At 63.2% G+C, this 19,569-nt stretch carries 17 protein-coding genes; 1 reads left to right on the top strand and 16 read right to left on the bottom strand.

Going from position 1 to position 19,569, the window contains the following annotated elements; translation table 11 throughout:
- Positions 1 to 8 precede the first annotated feature (8 nt).
- On the top strand, positions 9 to 2,087 hold the full coding sequence (locus CR103_RS06265; RefSeq protein WP_099915142.1) for a S9 family peptidase: 2,079 nt from the start codon (positions 9 to 11) through the stop codon (positions 2,085 to 2,087).
- 182 nt (positions 2,088 to 2,269) lie between these two features.
- On the opposite strand, the gene CR103_RS06260 is transcribed toward CR103_RS06265, so the two are convergent.
- The 16 genes from CR103_RS06260 to rlmN all read right to left on the bottom strand — a co-directional run bounded on the left by CR103_RS06260 (position 2,270) and on the right by rlmN (position 19,541).
- Positions 2,270 to 3,337, bottom strand: a complete 1,068-nt coding sequence (locus CR103_RS06260) for an SDR family oxidoreductase (protein WP_099915141.1) — start codon at positions 3,335 to 3,337, stop codon at positions 2,270 to 2,272.
- Positions 3,338 to 3,472: 135 nt separating this feature from the next.
- Complete coding sequence (locus tag CR103_RS06255) at positions 3,473 to 4,018, bottom strand: phosphoribosyltransferase (RefSeq protein ID WP_099915140.1); 546 nt, start codon at positions 4,016 to 4,018, stop codon at positions 3,473 to 3,475.
- Positions 4,019 to 4,042: 24 nt separating this feature from the next.
- Positions 4,043 to 5,356 (bottom strand): adenylosuccinate synthase, encoded by a 1,314-nt coding sequence (locus CR103_RS06250; RefSeq protein ID WP_099915139.1) that lies wholly within the window; start codon positions 5,354 to 5,356, stop codon positions 4,043 to 4,045.
- A gap of 5 nt (positions 5,357 to 5,361) precedes the next feature.
- A complete protein-coding gene (locus CR103_RS06245; RefSeq protein ID WP_099915138.1) occupies positions 5,362 to 6,516 on the bottom strand; it encodes an ATP phosphoribosyltransferase regulatory subunit in 1,155 nt (384 codons plus the stop codon).
- Positions 6,517 to 6,793: 277 nt separating this feature from the next.
- Positions 6,794 to 7,696, bottom strand: a complete 903-nt coding sequence (gene hflC / locus CR103_RS06240; protein ID WP_099915137.1) for a protease modulator HflC — start codon at positions 7,694 to 7,696, stop codon at positions 6,794 to 6,796.
- On the bottom strand, positions 7,696 to 8,970 hold the full coding sequence (gene hflK / locus CR103_RS06235; protein ID WP_099915136.1) for an FtsH protease activity modulator HflK: 1,275 nt from the start codon (positions 8,968 to 8,970) through the stop codon (positions 7,696 to 7,698). The genes hflC and hflK overlap by 1 nt, the downstream gene beginning before the upstream one ends.
- A gap of 1 nt (position 8,971) precedes the next feature.
- Positions 8,972 to 10,177 carry a GTPase HflX gene (gene hflX / locus CR103_RS06230; RefSeq protein WP_099915135.1) on the bottom strand — a complete coding sequence of 402 codons (1,206 nt, stop codon included), beginning with the start codon at positions 10,175 to 10,177 and terminating at the stop codon, positions 8,972 to 8,974.
- A 36-nt stretch (positions 10,178 to 10,213) separates the two neighbouring features.
- A complete protein-coding gene (gene hfq, locus CR103_RS06225) occupies positions 10,214 to 10,450 on the bottom strand; it encodes an RNA chaperone Hfq (RefSeq protein ID WP_099915134.1) in 237 nt (78 codons plus the stop codon).
- A 143-nt stretch (positions 10,451 to 10,593) separates the two neighbouring features.
- Positions 10,594 to 11,937: a ribosome biogenesis GTPase Der gene (gene der, locus CR103_RS06220; RefSeq protein WP_099915133.1), complete on the bottom strand. Its 1,344-nt coding sequence runs from the start codon at positions 11,935 to 11,937 to the stop codon at positions 10,594 to 10,596.
- Positions 11,938 to 11,941: 4 nt separating this feature from the next.
- Positions 11,942 to 13,096, bottom strand: coding sequence for an outer membrane protein assembly factor BamB (bamB, locus tag CR103_RS06215; RefSeq protein WP_099915132.1), 1,155 nt, complete (start codon positions 13,094 to 13,096; stop codon positions 11,942 to 11,944).
- A 59-nt stretch (positions 13,097 to 13,155) separates the two neighbouring features.
- On the bottom strand, positions 13,156 to 13,812 hold the full coding sequence (locus tag CR103_RS06210) for a YfgM family protein (protein ID WP_099915131.1): 657 nt from the start codon (positions 13,810 to 13,812) through the stop codon (positions 13,156 to 13,158).
- 51 nt (positions 13,813 to 13,863) lie between these two features.
- Positions 13,864 to 15,222 carry a histidine--tRNA ligase gene (hisS, locus tag CR103_RS06205; RefSeq protein WP_099915130.1) on the bottom strand — a complete coding sequence of 453 codons (1,359 nt, stop codon included), beginning with the start codon at positions 15,220 to 15,222 and terminating at the stop codon, positions 13,864 to 13,866.
- Positions 15,223 to 15,379: 157 nt separating this feature from the next.
- Positions 15,380 to 16,639 carry a flavodoxin-dependent (E)-4-hydroxy-3-methylbut-2-enyl-diphosphate synthase gene (gene ispG, locus CR103_RS06200; RefSeq protein WP_099915129.1) on the bottom strand — a complete coding sequence of 420 codons (1,260 nt, stop codon included), beginning with the start codon at positions 16,637 to 16,639 and terminating at the stop codon, positions 15,380 to 15,382.
- A gap of 13 nt (positions 16,640 to 16,652) precedes the next feature.
- Positions 16,653 to 17,534, bottom strand: a complete 882-nt coding sequence (locus CR103_RS06195) for a helix-turn-helix domain-containing protein (protein WP_099915128.1) — start codon at positions 17,532 to 17,534, stop codon at positions 16,653 to 16,655.
- Positions 17,535 to 17,547: 13 nt separating this feature from the next.
- Complete coding sequence (gene pilW, locus CR103_RS06190; RefSeq protein ID WP_099915127.1) at positions 17,548 to 18,372, bottom strand: type IV pilus biogenesis/stability protein PilW; 825 nt, start codon at positions 18,370 to 18,372, stop codon at positions 17,548 to 17,550.
- Positions 18,369 to 19,541 carry a dual-specificity RNA methyltransferase RlmN gene (gene rlmN, locus CR103_RS06185; RefSeq protein WP_099915126.1) on the bottom strand — a complete coding sequence of 391 codons (1,173 nt, stop codon included), beginning with the start codon at positions 19,539 to 19,541 and terminating at the stop codon, positions 18,369 to 18,371. Before rlmN ends, pilW begins: the two co-directional genes overlap by 4 nt.
- Positions 19,542 to 19,569: the final 28 nt, after the last annotated feature.

Genomic DNA, 19,569 nt, shown 5'->3' with positions numbered 1-19,569 from the left:
GACACCGCATGAGATTACGTTCGTTGGTACTTGGAGCCGCCCTGGTGGCCGGTGGTGCGCTCGCCGCGCCGCGTGGATTCACCGTGGAAGACATGGTCAGGATGGAGCGTGTCGGCAGCCCGGTGCTCTCGCCCGACGCCACCCGCGTGGTGTATACGGTGCGCGCGACCGACATGGCGAAGAACCGCGGCCATACCGAACTGTGGCTGCTCGACCTGCGCACCCCGAGCGCGGCGCCGCGGCGATTGACCCAAGGTGACGCCAGCAGCACCGATCCGGCATGGTCGCCAGCCGGTGACGCCATCTACTACCTCTCGCGTTCGCAAGTGTGGCGCATGCCGGCCACCGGCGCAGTTACCGCTACCCTTGCATCCAAGGTCACCGACCTGCCGGTCGACGTCGACAACTTCCGGTTGTCGCCGCAGGGCGACCGGCTCGCATTGAGCCTGTCGGTATTCCGCGACTGCGCCGACCTGGCGTGCAGCGCACAACGGATCGACGCCAAGTCCAAGGAAAAATCCAGCGGCCTGGTCTACGACCGCCTGTTCGTCCGCCATTGGGACACCTGGTCGGACCAGCGCAACAACGTGCTGTATTCGGCGCCGATCGACAGCAGCGGGCGCGTCAGCGCCGCGCCGGTCAGCCTGTCCGGCACGCTCGACGGCGACGTGCCGTCAAAACCCTTCGGCGACGCCGACGAATACCACTTCAGCCCCGACGGCAAGACCGTCGTGTTTTCGGCACGCGTCGCTGGCAAAACCGAATCCTGGTCGACCAACTTCGACGTCTACTCGGTACCCTCGATCGGTGGCGAAGCGCCGCGCAACCTGACGGCGGACAACCCGGCGTGGGACGCGAAGCCGATCTATTCGCCTGACGGACGCACGCTGGCCTACCTGGCGATGAAGCGTCCCGGCTTCGAGGCCGACCGCTTTCACTTCATGCTGCTCGATGTTGCCAGCGGCAAGAGGCGCGTTCTGGCGGCCGACTGGGACCGCTCCGTCTCCGACTTCCGCTGGTCGCCCGACGGCAAGTCGCTGCTGGCGAACGCCGACGATGTCGGCCAGCACCGCCTGTTCTCGATCGACGCCGCAAATGGCAAAGTCACGCCGCTGACCGACAAGGGCTATGTCGGCGCCTTCGATATTGCGGGCGATACGGTCGTGATCAGCCAGGCCAGCCTGGCGTCGGGCGCGCAGCTGTTCAAGCGCAGCGCGGATGGGGCCAATACGGCCAATGCCGCGCTAACCCAACTCACCCACCTGAACGAGCAGGCACTGGCCGAGGTTCGCTTCGGCCAGTACGAGCAGTTTTCGTTCAAGGGCGCCAAGGGCGAAACGGTATATGGCCACGTGATGAAACCGTGGAATGCGGTGGAGGGAGCGAAGTATCCGGTCGCCTTCATCGTCCACGGCGGCCCGCAAGGCAGCTTCGGCAACAGCTGGAGCTACCGCTGGAATCCCCAGGTATACGCCGGCGCCGGCTACGCCACCGTGTTCATTGATTTTCATGGCTCGACCGGTTACGGCCAGAAGTTCACCGACTCCATCAGCGGCGACTGGGGCGGCGCGCCGCTGGAAGACCTGAAAAAAGGCCTGGCCGCGGCGGGCGCGAAGTATCCGTGGCTCGACACCGGCAACGCGTGCGCGCTGGGCGCCTCGTACGGCGGCTACATGATGAACTGGATCCAGGGTAACTGGTCGAACGGCTTCAAGTGCATCGTCAACCACGACGGCGTATTCGACAACCGTTCGATGTATTACTCGACCGAAGAACTCTGGTTCAACGAATGGGAAAACGGCGGCACCTATTTCAGCGCGCCGCAAAAGCACGAGAAATTCAATCCCGTCAATCACGTCACCAAGTGGAAGACGCCGATGCTGGTGATCCACGGCGAAAAAGACTTCCGCATTCCCGTCAGCCAAGGCATCGGTGCCTTCACCGCGCTACAGCGCCAGGGCGTCGAAAGCAAGCTGCTGGTATTCCCGGACGAGAACCACTGGGTGCTGAAACCGGCCAACTCGGTGCTGTGGCATCACACCGTGATCGACTGGCTCGATCGCAAGCTCAAGCCGGCGTCGAAGTAACACCGCACCACTGCCGCGCCTCGGCCTTGTCGGCTGGAGCGCGGCTTTTTTTCGTCGATGCAGACCCAGCAGACCCAAGGTCAGTTCCGACATTCAGACACGAACTCAGCAGCAGACCCAGGGTCAGGGTCAGTTCCGACATTCAGACACGCGAAGAACTGACCCCGGATGACGCACTGCCGTTACGGAATCAGCCGATCAGCCCGCAATTGTGCGAACAAGTCGTAAAACGACGCCTCGGTCGACTGGTAGCCGGTAAATCCGAGCTTGCGGCTGCGACCCATGTCGGTCATGACTTCGATCGGCCGGCCAAGGTCGAGATCGGTATGCCAGGCCGACGACAGCCGGCCCAGGTCCGCCTCCAGCAGGCCGTGCCGCGCTGCCATCTGCCGCCACAGCGCGTGATGGCGCGACATCTCAAGCTCGAGCGGGCGCATGGTGCCGTCGAAGCCGGCCGCTTCGACGCCGAACCACTGTGCCAGCCTGCCCCACAGCCATTGCCACCGAAATACGTCGCCGTTGACGATGTTGAAGGCGGTGTCGTGGGCCGCTTCCGAGTCGGCCGCCCACACCAGTTGCCTTGCCAGCTGGCGCGCATCGGTCACATCGGACAAGCCCTGCCACTGTGCTTGCGAGCCCGGCCATTGAAAGGGACGACCGGTTTCCTTGCAGATCGAGGCGTACACGGCCAGCGTGGTGCCCATGTTCATGGCGTTGCCGACCGCCTTGCCGATCAGCGTGTGCGGGCGGTGAACGGTCCAGCTGAAGCCGTCGCGCGCGGCCGCGGCGAAGACTTCGTCCTCCTGCGCGTAATAGAAATTTTCGACCGGCAGCCGCGGCTGCTCTTCGCGCAATGGGGTTTGCGGCGACGTCCCCGTGCTGGCATACGCCTCGAACGGGCCGAGGTAGTGCTTCAGCCCGGTGACTAGTGCCACATGGCGCACCGATTTTTTTAAAGCCAGCGCACCCAGCACATTACGCACCATGGCGCCGTTGACGCGGATGTTGTCAGCCTCGCTTTGCTGGCGCAGCCAGGCGGTGATGAACACGTTGGTCGGCGTGACGCTCGCCAAGGCCGCTTGCAGGCTGGCGGGATCGAGCAAGTCGGCCGCGACCGGGCGCAGCCCGCCCGCATCGTCTTGCGCGCCGCGTGCAAGACCGTGGACTTGCCAGCCGTTGGCGAGCAGCTCGGTGGCCAGGTTACTGCCGGCGATACCGCTCGAGCCGACTATCAGGGCGATTTTTTGCATGGTCACTGTCCTGTATTTTCAATCCAAACGCCAGTCTACTGCGGATCGACCATGCTGTTCTTACGTCGAAATGAAAAAAAGGCCAGGGATGCTGTCCCTGGCCTTTTGCGATTCGATTGCAGCTTGGCGCCTGGCTTACCGCGCGCCGCTGCCTTTTTTCATCCACGCCGCCAGCTGGTGCGGGCGCAGGCCGTCGTAGTTTTCGAACGGCTGGTGGATCCACGGATTGTGCGGCAGCTCTTCGAGAAAGTAGTCGGGCTTGATCGACGAGGTGCCCTTGACCCAGATGACGGCCGACTTCACTTCGGTGACGCCGGTGAAGTTTTCGCTCAGGTGACGCGTGACCTTGTCGAGCGTGACGCCGGAATCGGCCAGGTCGTCGACCAGCAGGATCTTGCCGGCCAGCGGGCCCTTGGTCATCGTCATGTACTTGGCGATGTCGAGGTCGCCGCGCACGGTGCCGGCTTCTTCGCGGTACGAACTGGTCGATAGGATCGCCAGCGGCACATCGAAGATGCGCGAGAAAACGTCGCCCGGGCGCACACCACCGCGCGCCAGGCACAGCACCTGGTCAAACTTCCAGCCCGATTCGTAGACCTTCAGCGCCAGGCGCTCGATCAGGCGATGATACTCGTCCCAGGAAACCCAGAGGTCTTTGTCGGTCGATGGTGGGGTTGTCATGCCAGGTCCTCTTTTAATTTGGGATCATTCGAACGGGTGGCGCAGGACGATCGTCTCGACGCGGTCGGGACCGGTCGATACCATGTCGATCGGTACGCCGACCAGTTCTTCGATGCGCTTGATGTAGGCGCGGGCGGCGGCCGGCAGTTCGGCCAGCGACTTGGCGCCGACGGTGTTCTCCGTCCAGCCTGCCATCTCCTCGTACACCGGCACGCAGTTGGCCGCTTCCTCGGCGCCGACCGGGAAAATGTCGACCTCGCGGCCGTCGATGGTGTAGCCGGTGCACAGCCGCAGCGTTTCGATGCCGTCGAGGACGTCGAGCTTGGTCAGGCACATGCCGGAGACGCCGTTGATCTGCACGGAGCGGCGCAGCAGCGCGGCATCGAACCAGCCGCAGCGGCGCGCGCGGCCGGTGACGGTGCCGAATTCGTGGCCGACACGCGACAGGTGCTCGCCAACGCCGGCGTCGGTCGGCAGCTCCGACGGGAACGGGCCGGAGCCGACCCGCGTCGTGTAGGCCTTGGTGATGCCGAGGATGTAGTGCAGCATGTTCGGGCCGACACCGGAACCGGCGGAGGCATTGCCGGCCACGCAGTTCGACGACGTCACGTACGGATAGGTGCCATGGTCGATGTCGAGCAGCGAACCCTGGGCGCCTTCGAACAGCAGATTGCCGCCGGCCTTGAAGGTGGCGTGCAGCGCTGATGGCACGTCGCCGACCATCGGCCGCAGGCGCGGCACCAGGGCCATCGCGTCATCGAACGTCTTCTGGTAGTCGACCGAGGCGACCTTCAGGTAGTTCGTCAACACGAAGTTGTGGTAGTCGAGGTTTTCGCGCAGCTTGTCGCCGAAGCGTGCTTCGTTGAGCATGTCGGCGATGCGGATTGCGCGGCGCGCCACTTTGTCTTCATAGGCCGGGCCGATGCCTTTGCAGGTGGTGCCGATCTTGTTGTCGCCGCGCGCCGCTTCGCGCGCGACGTCGATGGCGACGTGGTACGGCAAAATCGCGGGGCAGGCCTCGGAGATCTTCAGGCGCGAAACGACTTCGACGCCGATCGCCTGCAGTTTGTCGATTTCGCGCATGACGTCCGGTACCGACACCACCACGCCGTTACCGATGTAGCAGGCCACGCCTTCGCGCATGATACCCGACGGGATCAGCTGCAGCGCGGTCTTCTGGCCCTTGATCACCAAGGTATGCCCGGCGTTGTGGCCGCCCTGGAAACGGACCACGCCTTTTGCGTGATCGGTCAACCAGTCGACGATTTTTCCCTTGCCTTCATCGCCCCATTGGGTACCGATGACGACGACGTTTTTTGCCACGTTTTTCTTTGACATCACACTTAGCCTAAGTTTTTGAGAATCCAGTTACTGTCTTCGAGCACGAGTACGCGATCGCACTCGAACTCGTCCTGATCGTCGTCATGACCCGGCATACTCTGGATCACGACCTCGCCTGTCCTGCGCAGTTCGGCAATTTGTTCGCGCAGTTCGGGAGCATTGCCCCACGGCGCGCGAATTGCATGTTTGCGTTCGGCGCTCGGCAGCAGCCGCGCCAGTTCGCGCAAATCGAGCGAAAAGCCGGTCGCCGGCCTGGCGCGGCCGAACGCTTCGCCGACATGGTCGTAGCGTCCGCCGCGCGCAACCGCGTTCGGCAGGCCCGGCACGTACAGGCCGAACATCGCGCCGCTTTCGTATTGGTAGCCGCGCAGGTCGGCCAGGTCGATCGCCACTTCGGCGCGGCCGAGGGCGGACGCGGCCAACGCAGCCAGTTCGGCCAGCGCGCGGGTGATGCCGGGGAACGCCGGCAGCACCGCGCGCGCGCGCGCCAGCACGTCGACGTCGCCGTACAACTGCGGCAGTGCCAACAGGGCGTCCCGGGTAACGGCCGCGTAATGTTTGGTAAGCGCTTCCAGGCCCGGGCTGTCCTTGGCGCGCAACAGTGCGTAAAGCGCCGCTTCGTCGATGCGCGCGGCGGGGTCGTCGGCGATGATCGAGCGCAGCACGCCGGCATGCGACAGGTCGAGCCGGACGTCGGCGAAGCCGGCCATCGCCAGCGAGGCAAGCGCCAGCTCCTGGATCTCGGCGTCGGCTTCGAGGCCGGCGTGGCCGTAGATCTCGGCGCCGATCTGCAACGGCTCGCGGGTGGCGTGCAGGCCCGACGGGCGGGTGTGCAGCACGCTGCCGGCGTAGCACAGGCGGGTGACCGAATTACGGTTGAGCAAGTGGGCGTCGATGCGCGCCACCTGGGTCGTCATGTCGGCGCGCAGGCCGAGCATGCGCCCGGAAATCTGGTCGATCAGCTTGAAGGTGCGCAGGTCGGTGTCTTTGCCGGCGCCGGTCAAGAGCGAATCGACGTATTCGAGCATCGGCGGCATAACCAGTTCGTAGCCGTACAGGCGGAAGTTGTCGAGCATGTGGCGGCGCAGGTCTTCGATCTTGCGCGCCTCGGAAGGCAGGACGTCGGCGATATTCTCGGGCAGGAGCCAGTTCGGCATGGGCAGGAAGCGGTAACGAAGAGTTATAAAATTTCGGGCCGGATGGAGCATGAAAGCTCGCGCAAATTGTGCGCCCAACCATCAATTTTACCCGAAAACGGGGATGGGTAGCGAGGTTTGGATGGTCAACCGGGAAAATGCGGTGTCCTACGTCACGTTGTCCTCGCGAAAGCGGGAATCTCATTTCGCAGCTCAGCGACGAAATGAGATTCCCGTGCGCGCGGGAAGCCGTTCCTGCCAATGGCAGAAACGACGGATCAACTGTTAGCGGGGTTGATTACTTCTTCGCTGGCGCAGCAGCGGCAGCCGCCGCACCACCCGGACTACGGAAATACTTGAAGAACTCCGACCCCGGGTCGAGCACCATGACGTCCCCTTTGTTCTTGAACGTGGTGCGGTAAGCTTCGAGGGAACGGTAGAACTTGTAAAACTCGGGGTTCTTGCCGAACGCGCCAGCGTAGATTTCGGACGCCTTGGCATCGCCCTCGCCCTTGATCTTCTCGGCGTCGCGGAACGCTTCGGCCAGGATCACGGTGCGCTGGCGGTCGGCGTCGGCGCGGATTTTTTCCGATTCTGCCGCACCCGTCGAACGTAATTCGTTGGCCACCCGGGTGCGCTCGGCTTTCATCCGTTCGTACACCGAGGTGTTGATTTGCTCGACGTATTCAACCCGCTTAAGGCGCACGTCGACGATGCCCACGCCAATTTGCTTGGCCTCGGCGACGACCTTGTCGACGATGGCTTCCATGACCTTGCCGCGTTCGCCCGAGATCACTTCGCGTACGGTGCGCTTGGTAATTTCGTCGTTCAGCGCCGCCTTGACGATTTGATTCAGGCGGTCGCGCGCGCGGTTTTCCTCGCCGTTAAAGCTGACGTAGTACAGGCGCGGATCGATGATGCGCCATTTGACGAAGGCGTCGACCAGGATGTTCTTCTTTTCGGCCGTGATGAAACGGTCGGCGTCCGGCGTGTCGATGGTCAGGATGCGTTTATCGAGAAACATGACATTTTGCAGCGGCGGCGGCAGCTTGAAGTGGATGCCTGGCTGGCTGATCACTTCACGCACTTCGCCGAGCGCGAACACGATGGCAAAGCGTTTTTGGTCGACCACGAACACGGTCGACGAAAGCAGCATCAGCGCGATGAAGGCGGCGACGCTAAAGGTGACGATGCGGTTCATTAGCGGCTCTCCCGATCGCGCGAAGTACGATTCTCGCGCGGACGCGACTGTTCAACTGTCTGCATGATTTCCTGTGGCGGCGTGGCCGGCGCTTGCACCGGGCCGGGTTTGGCGCCGATGGCGGCGTCGCTGGCGGCGGTTTGCGCGATCAGCTTGTCGAGCGGCAGGTACAGCAGGTTGCTGCCCGACTTGGCGTCGATCATCACCTTGGTGGCGCTGCTGAAGATCTGCTGCATGGTATCGAGGTACATGCGATCGCGCGTCACGCCCGGCGCCTTCTGGTACTCGGCTAGCACCTGCGAGAAGCGTGCGGCGTTACCGGTGGCGCTCTCGGTGACTTGCGCGCGGTACGCTTGGGCCTCCTGGGTCAGGCGGATCGCACTGCCGCGCGAGCTCGGGATGACGGTGTTGGCATAGGCTTCGCCTTCGCTGCGCGCGCGCGCGCGGTCCTGGCCAGCCTTGACGGCGTCGTCGAACGCACTTTGCACCTGCTCTGGCGGCTGCACGCTTTGCATCGTCACGTTGGTGATTTGCGCGCCGAGCTTGTAGCGGTCAGCGATCTGTTGCATCAGCTTGTGCGTGTCGAGCGCGACCTTCTCGCGGCCTTCATACAGCACGAAATCCATCTTGCTCTTGCCGACCACTTCGCGCACCGCTGTTTCAGCGATCTGGCGCACGGTGTCGTCGTCGTTATCGCGGCGGTTGTTGAAGATCCAGGCGACCGGATCCTTCAGCGTGTATTGCACGGCGAACTGGATGTCGATGATGTTCTCGTCATCGGTCAACATCAGCGATTCCTTGGTATTTTTCGAGCGCACGGAGCCGCGGTAACCGACTTCGGCGGTGCGCACCTGCGACACGTTGACGATCTCGTGAGCCTGGAACGGCGTCGGCCAGCGCAAGTTGAAACCGGCACCGGTGGTATGGCTGAGCTTGCCGAAGGTGGTGACGACGCCGACCTGGCCTTCCTGCACGATGAACGCGCCGCTGGCGAGCCAGATGAAAAGGACGATCGCGCCGATGACGCCGGCGGTGATGCCGGCGCCTTTCATGTCGGGCCGGTAGCCGCCGCCACCGGGTTCGCCGCCAGTGTTCTTGCCGAACAGGCGGTTCAAACGCAGGTTGAAATCGCGCCACATCTGGTCGAGGTCGGGCGGACCTTCTCCCGGCCTTTTGCTTTCTTGTTGTTTGTTGTCGCCTTCTGGGCGATGGCCCCAACGAGGATCGTTGAGCGACAATTTGACGCCGAGGCGCCTGAGGAGGGAAACGAGCATGCTATGTTGGTCCGACGTTATTGTTGGTTGAAATGCTATCGGCAGGGCCACTCTCGGCGTCGGCATCAAGCGCAAATTCTTCGCTGCCATCGTCCTGCACTTCGTCGTCCTGCTGATCGAAAAGGTGACTCAGACCGGGTGCGGCCCTGGCAGCTTCCACAATCGCCTCGCGCAGCAGGTCGAGACCTTCGCCGCTTCGGGCGCTGATGAAAACGCGGCTGATTTTATCGGCTTCGTCGCGCTCGGTCGCCGGCTCCAGGCCAGCGGCGTCGATCTTGTTCCACACTAAAATTTGCGGAATATGGTCGGCGCCGATTTCCTTGAGCACCAAGTTGACCTGCTCGATTTGCTCCATCCGCACCGGGCTGGCGCCGTCGACGACGTGCAGCAGCAGGTCGGCGTGGATGGTTTCTTCGAGCGTGGCGCGAAACGCCGCCACCAGCTGGTGCGGCAGTTCGCGCACGAAGCCGACCGTGTCGGACACCACCACGTTGCCCACTTCCGCGCCCAGGTACAGGCGGCGCGAGGTGGTGTCGAGGGTGGCGAACAACTGGTCGGCGACGTACACGCCGGCCTTGGTGAGGGCGTTGAACAGGGTCGACTTGCCGGCGTTGGTGTAGCCGACCAGCGAAACCGAGAAAGTCTGGCTGCGCCCGCGCGAACGGCGCTGGGTCTCGTGCTGCTTGCGCAGCTTGGCCAGGCGCACGCGCAGGGCCTTGACGCGGTCGCCGATCAGCCGGCGGTCGGTCTCGAGCTGGGTTTCGCCCGGACCGCGCAGGCCGATACCACCTTTTTGGCGTTCCAAGTGGGTCCAGCCGCGGATCAGGCGCGTGGCCAAATGCTGCAACTGCGCCAGTTCGACCTGCAGCTTGCCTTCATGGCTCTTGGCGCGCTGGGCGAAGATGTCGAGGATCAGGCTGGTACGGTCGAGCACGCGCACATCGAGGCGTTTTTCGAGGTTGCGCTGCTGCGCCGGCGACAGCGCATGGTTGAAGATGACGATTTCGATGTTCTCGGCCAGGCATGCCTGGCCGATTTCGTCGGCCTTGCCGCTGCCGACAAAATAAGCGGCGTCGGGGCTGGAACGCTTCGCCGTAATGGTCGTGATCGGTTCCGCGCCAGCCGACTGGGCGAGCAAAGACAGCTCTTCCACGCTGGCGGCGAAGTCGCCTGCGCCGAAGTCGACGCCGACTAGTGCTGCGCGCATGTTTTTGTCCGGGCAGTGGCGGCCATGCCCATGGCCTTACTCAGCTTCAGGCTCAAGGTTGAGATTGACGGCGCGTGCCGGCACGACCGTCGAAATAGCGTGTTTGTAGACCATTTGGGTAACCGTGTTACGCAGCAGGACAACGTATTGGTCGAAGGACTCGATATGGCCCTGCAGCTTGATGCCGTTAACCAGGTAAATCGAGACCGGAACATGCTCCTTGCGCAAGGCATTGAGGAATGGGTCTTGTAACAGTTGCCCTTTGTTGCTCATAACAGCTCCGTATGTATTGTTGTAGTTTAAGAATTGGAGGCGACTCGCAGGAATTCAAGTGCCAAACTGATCTTTCTCCGAAAAGCAAAGATGTCGACATGCTACTGTAACCTGTTTTCCCGCTCCCAGTCGTCCGCACGTAATTATTTCGGCGTCCTGGCAAAGGGGTTCTTACCCACACGCAACTCAATGCGCAGCGGCGTGCCGACCAGGTTGAACGTATCGCGGAAGTGCTTTTCCAGGTAGCGTTTGTACGGCTCGCCGACCGAGTCGAGGGCGTTGCCGTGGATGACGATGATCGGCGGATTCTGCCCGCCCTGGTGGGCATAGCGCAACTTCGGCCGGATCGAGCCTTTGCGGCGCGGCTCCTGCTTTTCGACCGCCTCGATCAGCGCGCGCGTCAGGCGCGGCGTCGACAGGTCGGCGGTGGCGGCGGCATAGGCGGCGTCGACCGATTTCAGCAGTGGGCCAATGCCGGTGTTCTTCAGCGCCGAGATGAAATGGGTCTTGGCAAACGACAGGAAGTCCAGCTTGCGGTCGATGTCGATCTTGATTTCGTCGCGCTCGTCGGTGCGCAGGCCATCCCACTTGTTGACGGCCACTACCAGCGCGCGCCCGGTTTCGAGGATGAAGCCGGCGATGTGGGCGTCCTGCTCGGAGATGTCCTGCTGGGCGTCGAGCAGCAGCACGACGACGTTCGCTTCCGAGATCGATTGCAGCGTCTTGACGACCGAAAATTTCTCGATTGCCTCAAACACCTTGCCGCGGCGGCGGATGCCGGCGGTGTCGATCAGCGTGTAGTTCTTGCCGTCGCGCTCGAACGGTACCTCGATCGAGTCGCGCGTGGTGCCCGGCATGTCGAACGCGATTACGCGTTCTTCACCGATCAGGGTATTGACCAGGGTCGACTTGCCGACGTTCGGACGGCCGACGATGGCGATCTTGACGCCGCGCTCGGCCGGCGCGAGCTCTTCGGCGTCGGCGGGCCGCGAAGCGAACGCTTCGTTGAGCGCTTCCTCGACCAGGTCGGAGACGCCGTCGCCATGGGCGGCGGAAATCACGTACGGGTCGCCCATGCCGAGTTCATAGAAATCGGCGACGACGGCGCTGTACTTCATGCCCTCGCCCTTGTTCACCACCAGCATGACCTTGCGGCCGGACTTGCGCAGGAAGTCGGTGATGGTCTTGTCGTGCGGCGTCATGCCCTGGCGACCGTCGACGATGAAGATGACGACGTCGGCTTCGGCAACGGCCTGCCTGGTCTGCAGCGCCATCTGGTGCATGATGCCTTCCTTGGCGATCGGCTCGAAGCCGCCGGTGTCGATGACAAGGAACGGGCGTTCGCCGACGCGCCCCTCGCCGTAGTGGCGATCACGCGTCAGGCCAGGCAGGTCGGCCACTAGCGCATCGCGCGAGCGGGTGAGGCGATTGAATAAGGTCGATTTCCCGACGTTGGGGCGACCAACTAATGCTATTACCGGCTTCATGGTGTTATTCGACCGCGATTGCGGTCACAGTCCCAGATTGTGTTTGAAAAATAAGATTCGAACCAGCGACCAGCGGCGTGGCCATGACGGCGCTTCCATCGGTTGCTGCTCGTGCTAAAAAGGCGCCATCTTCCCGTGACAGGAAATGGATGAAGCCCTGGTAATCGCCAACCGCTACCGCGCGGCCGTACGAGACCGGCGTCGACAGACGACGGTAGCCAAGCTTGTCGTTCTTCCAGGCGCTGGCGCCGCTTTCGCGGTTGAACGCCGTGATGGCACCTTTGTCGTCGGCGGCGAAGACAAAGCGCTGATCAACGGCGACGCCGACGTCGGACGAAACTTCCTTGGTCCAGCGAGCGGTGCCGGTGAGCAGGTCGAAACAACCAGCCCGACCCTGATAGGATACAGCACAAACGTCGCCCTCGATGACGACAGGCGTGCCGCCGATGTCGGTGACGCGCTCCAGTTCGGTCGCGCCGCGCGATTGGCCGACCGCCACTTCCCAGCGCGGCGCGCCGGTGGCAAGGATCAGCGCCAACAGTTTGCCGCCCGGCTGGGCGACGATGACGTCCTTGCCGGCGATCACCATGCCAGGCGCGTTCCGCAAGGTCAACGGCGGCGACGGCCGCTGTACGGTCCATTTCTTCTCGCCCGTTTTTGCATCGAAACCGACGATGCGGTTGTCGATCGAGCGCACCACGACAAAGCCCTGCCCCACCACCGGCGCGGACAGCACTTCGCTCGATACCTGGGCGCTCCACAGCGGCTTGCCGTCCATGTCGAACGTCATCACCCCGCCCTTGACGGCGCCGACCGCCAGCATGGTGCCATCGGTGCCGACGCCGGCCGACAGCAGTTTATCCGCCTTGATGCGCCAGATCTGCTTGCCGCTGGCGGCGTCGACCCGCGCGATGCTGCCGTCGCCGCTGGCCACCAGCACCGAAGTACCGGCCAGCGCCGGCGAAAACACGAAATCCTGGGCCTTGCCGATATCGAACTTCCACGCCGTACGCACTGCCATCGCAGCCTTCAGCTCGACCAGCGGGGCCGGCACGTTGCCCTTCGACTTCGAGGCGAACGGGTTGATCGAATTGAGCGTCGAGCAGCCGGCCATCAGTGCCAGCATGCCGACGCCAACCAGTTTCTGGGTAATACGCATAGACATTAACCTTGTTCTTGGACTTGTGGAGGGTCTTTATTTTTTAAAACGCCGACCAGTCAGGCCGCCGCTTTCGGCGGCTGCGCCACTGTGCCGCCGATCGACTCGAGCTTGAGCTCGACGAGCTTGCGGCCCGGGTTTTTGCTGTCCATTGCCGTCAGCGCTGCCTGGTAGGCAGTACGCGCTTCGGCCAGCTTGTTCTGCGCCACGAAAATGTCGCCCTTGCGGTCGGCAACCGCGCCGGCGAACTGCGGCAGGAAGTTGGTCGCCAACAGCTTGAGGCCGTCATCATAAGCTTTTTCGTCGAGCAGCACGCCGGCCAGGCGCAGCTTGGCGATCGACTTGTACTCGTCGGTGCCATGGTCGATGGCCCATTGCAGCTGGACCTTGGCCGTTTTCAGGTCATTGGCGTCGAACGCGCCCTTGGCCGCCGCCAGCGCCGCCATCGCGCCGTAGGCCGTTGAGCCGAACTTGGATTCAACGTCGGCGGCGATGCGCTGCACCTTGACGTTGTCCTTGTCGGCCAGCGACTTCTGCAACTCTTCGTACAGCACCGACGCGTCCGCTGCCTGGTTGCGCTGGTGGTAATTCCAGAAATTCCACGCAGCGTAGGAGCCGAGTACGACGATCAGCACCCAGGTCAACAGGTTGCCGTACTTGTTCCAGAAAGCCTTCAGATCGGCCAGTTGTTCTTGTTCTTCGAGATCGTATGCCATGGTTTGCCGTGATGTAGTTAATGGAGAACTTCGGTGCTGCCGCGGCAGCGCTTAATGATGATAATGCACGTGGTCATGGTCATGGTCGCCGCCGACGATCTGGTCGACCAGGTAGTCGACTACGTCGTCGAACGGCACCGTGGCCTGCTGCTGTGCTGCATCGGCGCCGGTTTTGCTGCCCCCGCGCATGGCCTTGACCGCCGCCACGTGGTTGGCGAGTTCGTCGTCGCCCAGGATCACGGCGAACGCCGCGCCGCTGGCGTCGGCCTTCTTCATCTGCGTCTTGAAGCTGCCGGGGCCGCTCGCAGCCGCGCAATGTAGCACAACATCGAGCCCGGCATCGCGAATTCTCTCGGCCAGCACGAACGCCTGCATCTGCGCCGCTTCGCCCTGGTGCACCATGTAGACGTCGCATTGGGAGGGCGCGGCGATTTCGCCGCTTGACTTCATCAGCTCGACCAGGCGTTCCATGCCCATCGCGAAACCGACCGCCGGGGTTGGTTTGCCGCCGAACATTTCGATCAGCGGATCGTAACGCCCACCGGCACAGACCGTGCCTTGCGCGCCCAGTTCGTCGGTGATGAATTCGAACACGGTGCGGTTGTAGTAGTCGATGCCGCGCACCAGGCGGGTGTTGACGGTGTACGGCACGTTGTTATGGTCGAGGATTTTCTTGACGCCTTCGAAATGCGCCAGCGATTCGCCTTCGAGGTAGGCCAGCAGCTTCGGCGCACCATTGACCAGTTCTTGCATCGCCGGGTTCTTGGTGTCGAGGATGCGCAGCGGGTTGGTGTGCAGCCGGCGCGTGGCTTCGGCGTCGAGCGTGTCGATGTTCGCTTCGAAGTAGGCGATCAGGTCGGCGCGGTGGCGCAGGCGCTCGCCGGCGTCGCCGATCGAGTTCAGTTCGAGGCGGATGTTTTCCAGCCCCAGGTCATCCCACAGCCGCCGGCACATCATGATCAGCTCGCAGTCGATGTCGGGCCCGGTGAAACCAATCGCTTCGGCGCCGAACTGGAAGAACTGGCGGTAGCGGCCGCGCTGCGGACGCTCGTGGCGGAACATCGGGCCCTTGTACCACAGCCGTTTCGGACCGTCGTAGGCCAGGTTGTGCTCGAGCACGGCGCGTACGGTGCCGGCGGTGCCTTCGGGACGCAAGGTCAGCAAGTCGCCGTTCATCGAGTCGGTGAACGAGTACATTTCCTTTTCGACAATGTCGGTGACGGCGCCGATGGCGCGCGCGAACAGCCCGGTTTCTTCCAGGATCGGGGTGACGATTTTCTGGTAACCATAACTTTTCAGGATCGACTCGGTGGTGTTTTCGAGCAGTTCCCACAGCGGCGCTTCGGCCGGCAAAATGTCGTTCATTCCTTTAACGGCGACGATTTTCTCAGCTTTTTTGTTCTCGGACATCTCTCTATTCGCTTCAATGTTTTCTGTTGTTCTGTAATTTCAGAATGTCGCCAGGAAATCCCGGCCTGCGAGCCGGCAGCGTTGCGCCGGCGAGCGGCATGCCGCTCTAGACCCCGGCGACACCGACGATTTTTTCAGGCGTCTTAGTTTCAGTCATTTATTTTTTACCGTAATTCGTTTGTACGTATTTCAGGACGATCGCCTGGAATTCCTGGACGATGTTCTCGCCGCGCAGGGTGACTGTTTTCTGGCCATCGACGAACACCGGCGCGGACGGCGATTCGCCGGTACCGGGTAAGCTGATGCCAATGTTGGCGTGCTTCGATTCGCCGGGGCCGTTGACGATGCAGCCCATCACGGCGACGTTCATGCCTTCGACGCCGGGATACGATTTCTTCCATTCCGGCATCTGCTCACGCAGATAGGTCTGAATGTTGTCGGCCAGTTCCTGGAACGTGGTCGACGTGGTGCGCCCGCAGCCCGGGCAGGCGATCACCATCGGGGCGAACTTGCGCAGGCCCATGGTCTGCAGGATTTCTTGCGCGACGATGACTTCCTTCGTGCGGTCGCCGCCCGGCTCGGGGGTGAGCGAAATGCGGATGGTGTCGCCAATGCCTTCCTGCAGCAGCACCGCCAGCGCCGCGGTGGACGCAACGATGCCCTTGCTGCCCATGCCCGCTTCGGTCAGGCCCAGATGCAGCGGATAGTCGCAGCGGCGCGCCAGTTCGCGGTACACCGCGATCAGGTCCTGCACGCCGGACACCTTGCACGACAGGATGATCCGGTCGCGCGCCAGACCCAGCTCTTCGGCCCGCAGCGCGTTGTCGATGGCCGACGTGATCAACGCTTCGTACATCACCGCCTGCGCGCTCCAGGGCTGCGAACGCGCGGCGTTCTGGTCCATGATGCGGGCCAGCAGCGACTGGTCGAGGCTGCCCCAGTTGACGCCGATGCGCACCGGCTTGTCGTACTGCGCCGCCACTTCGATCATCTGGGCGAACTGGCTGTCGCGCTTGGCGCCCTGGCCGACGTTGCCTGGATTGATGCGGTACTTCGACAACGCCCGCGCGCATTCCGGGAAATCGCGCAGCAAGGTGTGGCCGTTGTAATGAAAATCACCGACCAGCGGGACGTCGATCTCCATCTTGTCGAGCTGCTCGCGGATCAGCGGCACGGCGGCGGCCGCTTCCGGCCTGTCGACCGTGATGCGCACCAGTTCGGAGCCGGCGCGTGCCAGCTCCTTGACCTGAATGGCGGTGCCGATGACGTCGGCGGTATCGGTGTTGGTCATCGACTGCACCACGACCGGCGCGTCGCCGCCGACCCGGACCTGGCGCGCGCCGTACGCCACCAGTACCGAGCGGGAGAGGCGCCGCGCCAGCGGGCCGGAAGGAATCGCAAAATTGGATAAAGACATAAACGGCAATCGGCTACTTGAGGTTGATGCGCGAAACCGCGCTGCCGGCGGTCGGCGGCAGTACCACCGGGTTGCCGCGCAAGGTGGCGCTGACGGCGCCAGGTTTCCCCACCACCAGCGTGACCGGCTCGGTGACGTCGAACGCTTCGGTGGTGCCGGCCTTGACCAGGCGCGAAATGAGCGGAGCGCCCGAGGCGCGATTGAGGGCGATCCAGGAATCTTCGCGCACGACGATCACCAGCGCGTTGGCGCCGGCGGCAGCGGCTGGCAACGCAGGCACCACGCCGGCAGCGGTGACACTTGGCGGCGGCACCGAAATGAGCGGCACCGCCTGGTTTTGCAGCGTGCCCACTTCGACCGCCGGGGCGGCGGACGCGCCGGCGGTCAGCGCCGCAACCGTCACATTCGGCTGCAGCACGGCAGCGGTCTCGGTGCCGTGCACCAGGCCATGGGGAATCAGGTTGAAGTGCCAGGCGGCAGCGGCGGCGCCAGCCACTACCAGCGCGGCAATGATCGGCACCAAGGGCAGCGAGGCGCGCTTGCCGTAACTGGGAAAGCGCACTTCCGAGAACGAGGCCGGCTTGTCGCGCCGCAGCGTGGTGCCGGTGGCGTCGGTCGGGCCTGGGGCGTCGAGCGCGATCAGGGCCACCAGCGGGATCGGATCGAGCTTGACGATCTTGGCGTAGGCGCGCACGAAACCGCGCACCACGGCCGGCCCCGGCAGCGACGCATAGTCGCCCGCCTCGAGCGCGACGACCTGGCGCACCGCCAGCTTGAGCTGGTCGGCCACCTGTTCGACGGTCCAGCCCGTCGCCTCGCGCTGCGCTGCCAAGGTCCTGCCCGGCACGCCGTTATTATCGGGATGTGCCGGCTGTTGTGCCCACTCTGAACTCATTGTCGATCCTGTTTCATTCATCAAATGCACCGCGTTGGAAGGCGGCATACTCGGGCGAACCCGGGTGATGCCGGCGCAGCAAGGTCGCCAGGCTGGCCTCGGAGGCCTTGTCGCCGAGCTTGCGATCGATCCGCATCGCCAGCCACAACACGTCGGCCGGCAGGTTGTCAAGCTTGGCAGCGGCTTTGACGCGGCTGATAAAAAACCCGGCGCGCTGGTAGTTGCGCCGTTCATGGTAGACCCGCGCCAAGTTGGCGTTGGTAGCCGGATGATCGGGCTCGTAGCGCAAGGCGTCGAGCAGGTAGCGCTCGGCGGCGTCGAGGTTCTTCATTTTCAGGCTGCACGAGCCGGCGTTCAGGTACGCCTTCACGGGCGACTGGTAGGTCGGGTTCTTCAGCGCGCTGTCGAAGTAATCGATGCCCTGGGCGCCGCGGCCGTTCTGGCACAGGAAGGAGCCGTAGTTGTTGGCCAGTTCCGGATTGCGCGGCGCCAGTTTCAACGCGCGCACATAGTTTTCATCGGCCAGCCGCGTTTCGCCCATTTGCGAATAGATCAGCGCCCGCACGCCGTACGCATCGGCGAGGTCCGGATTGATGGCGATGGCTTGCTTGACTTCGTCGAGCGCCACTTCCAGCTTGCCGTCCTGGAAATAGCCGACCGCCAGCTGCAGCCGGATGCCGGCGCGCTTTTCGGCCGGCGTCTGGTCGGAGGCGGTTTTCAGTTCGCCACCGGCGCTGGCAGCACTACCCTTGCCGACCGCGGCGCAACCGGCCAGCGCCAACACAAATAAGCACGGCGCGAGCCGCGCGGCAAAACGCCCTGCCCGGCCGGCGCTCAAGAAGCGATCTCCACGATGCGGCCGAAGTTGGCGCCGAATTTCTTCTTATATTCGTCCATCTTTTCCATCCGCTCCTGCACCCGGGTGCGGTCCTGCACTTCGCCGGCCAGCTGGCCACAGGCAGCATCGATGTCGTCGCCGCGCGTCTTGCGGATGGTGGTGACCAGGCCGCCGTCCATCAGCACCTGGGCAAACCCCTTGATGCGGGGGTTTTTCGAGCGCAGCAGGCCGGACTCGGGAAAGGGATTGAAAGGAATCAGGTTGAACTTGCACGACACGCCGAGCACCGGGTCGTTCACCAGCGCCAGCAGTTCGCGCGCGTGTTCGTCGGTATCGTTGACGCCGTCGAGCATGCAGTATTCGAACGTGATGAAGTCGCGTGGAGCAAATGCGAGGTAGCGCTTGCAGGCGGCCATCAAATCGCGCAACGGGTACTTTTTATTCAGCGGCACCAGACCGTCGCGCAGCGCATCGTTCGACGCATGCAGCGACACGGCCAGCGCCACCGGCACTTCCTGCGACAGTTTGTCCATCATCGGCACCACGCCCGAGGTCGACAGGGTGACGCGGCGGCGCGACAAGCCGTAGGCGTTGTCGTCGAGCATCAGCTTGAGGGCGGTGACGGTCGGCTCGAAATTGAGCAGCGGCTCGCCCATGCCCATCATTACCACGTTGGTGATCTGGCGCTCGCCTTTCGGGCCGGGTTCGATCCCCTTGGTGCGGCGCAGCTCGAATTCGGCCATCCACAGCTGGCCGATGATTTCGGAAACGGTGAGGTTGCGGTTGAAGCCCTGCTTGCCGGTCGAACAGAAGCGGCAATTGACGGCGCAGCCAGCTTGCGTCGAAATACACAACGTGCCACGATTTTCTTCCGGGATGAACACGGTTTCGACGGCGTTGCCGTTGCCGACGTCAACCAGCCACTTGCGGGTACCGTCCGTCGATGTATTGTCGCTGATGACGCTTGGTGAGCGGATCTCGGCGCGCGTTTTGAGCTTGTCGCGCAGCGATTTGGCGAGGTCCGTCATGCTGTCGAAGTCGGCGGCGCCGAATTGGTGGATCCAGCGCTGCAGCTGCTTGGCGCGGAACGGCTTCTCACCCAAGCCGGCGCAGTAAGCGACGAGTTGCGCGGGATCGAAGTCCAGCAAGTTGGTGAGAGTCGTCATGATGTTTTCAATACTTAAATTTGATACTTAA

It is taken from the genome of Massilia psychrophila, assembly GCF_002760665.1.
GTDB lineage: Bacteria > Pseudomonadota > Gammaproteobacteria > Burkholderiales > Burkholderiaceae_D > JAFCUW01.
Note: the sequence above shows the minus strand (reverse complement) of the source record. Positions and strands in the feature narration are given on the sequence as shown.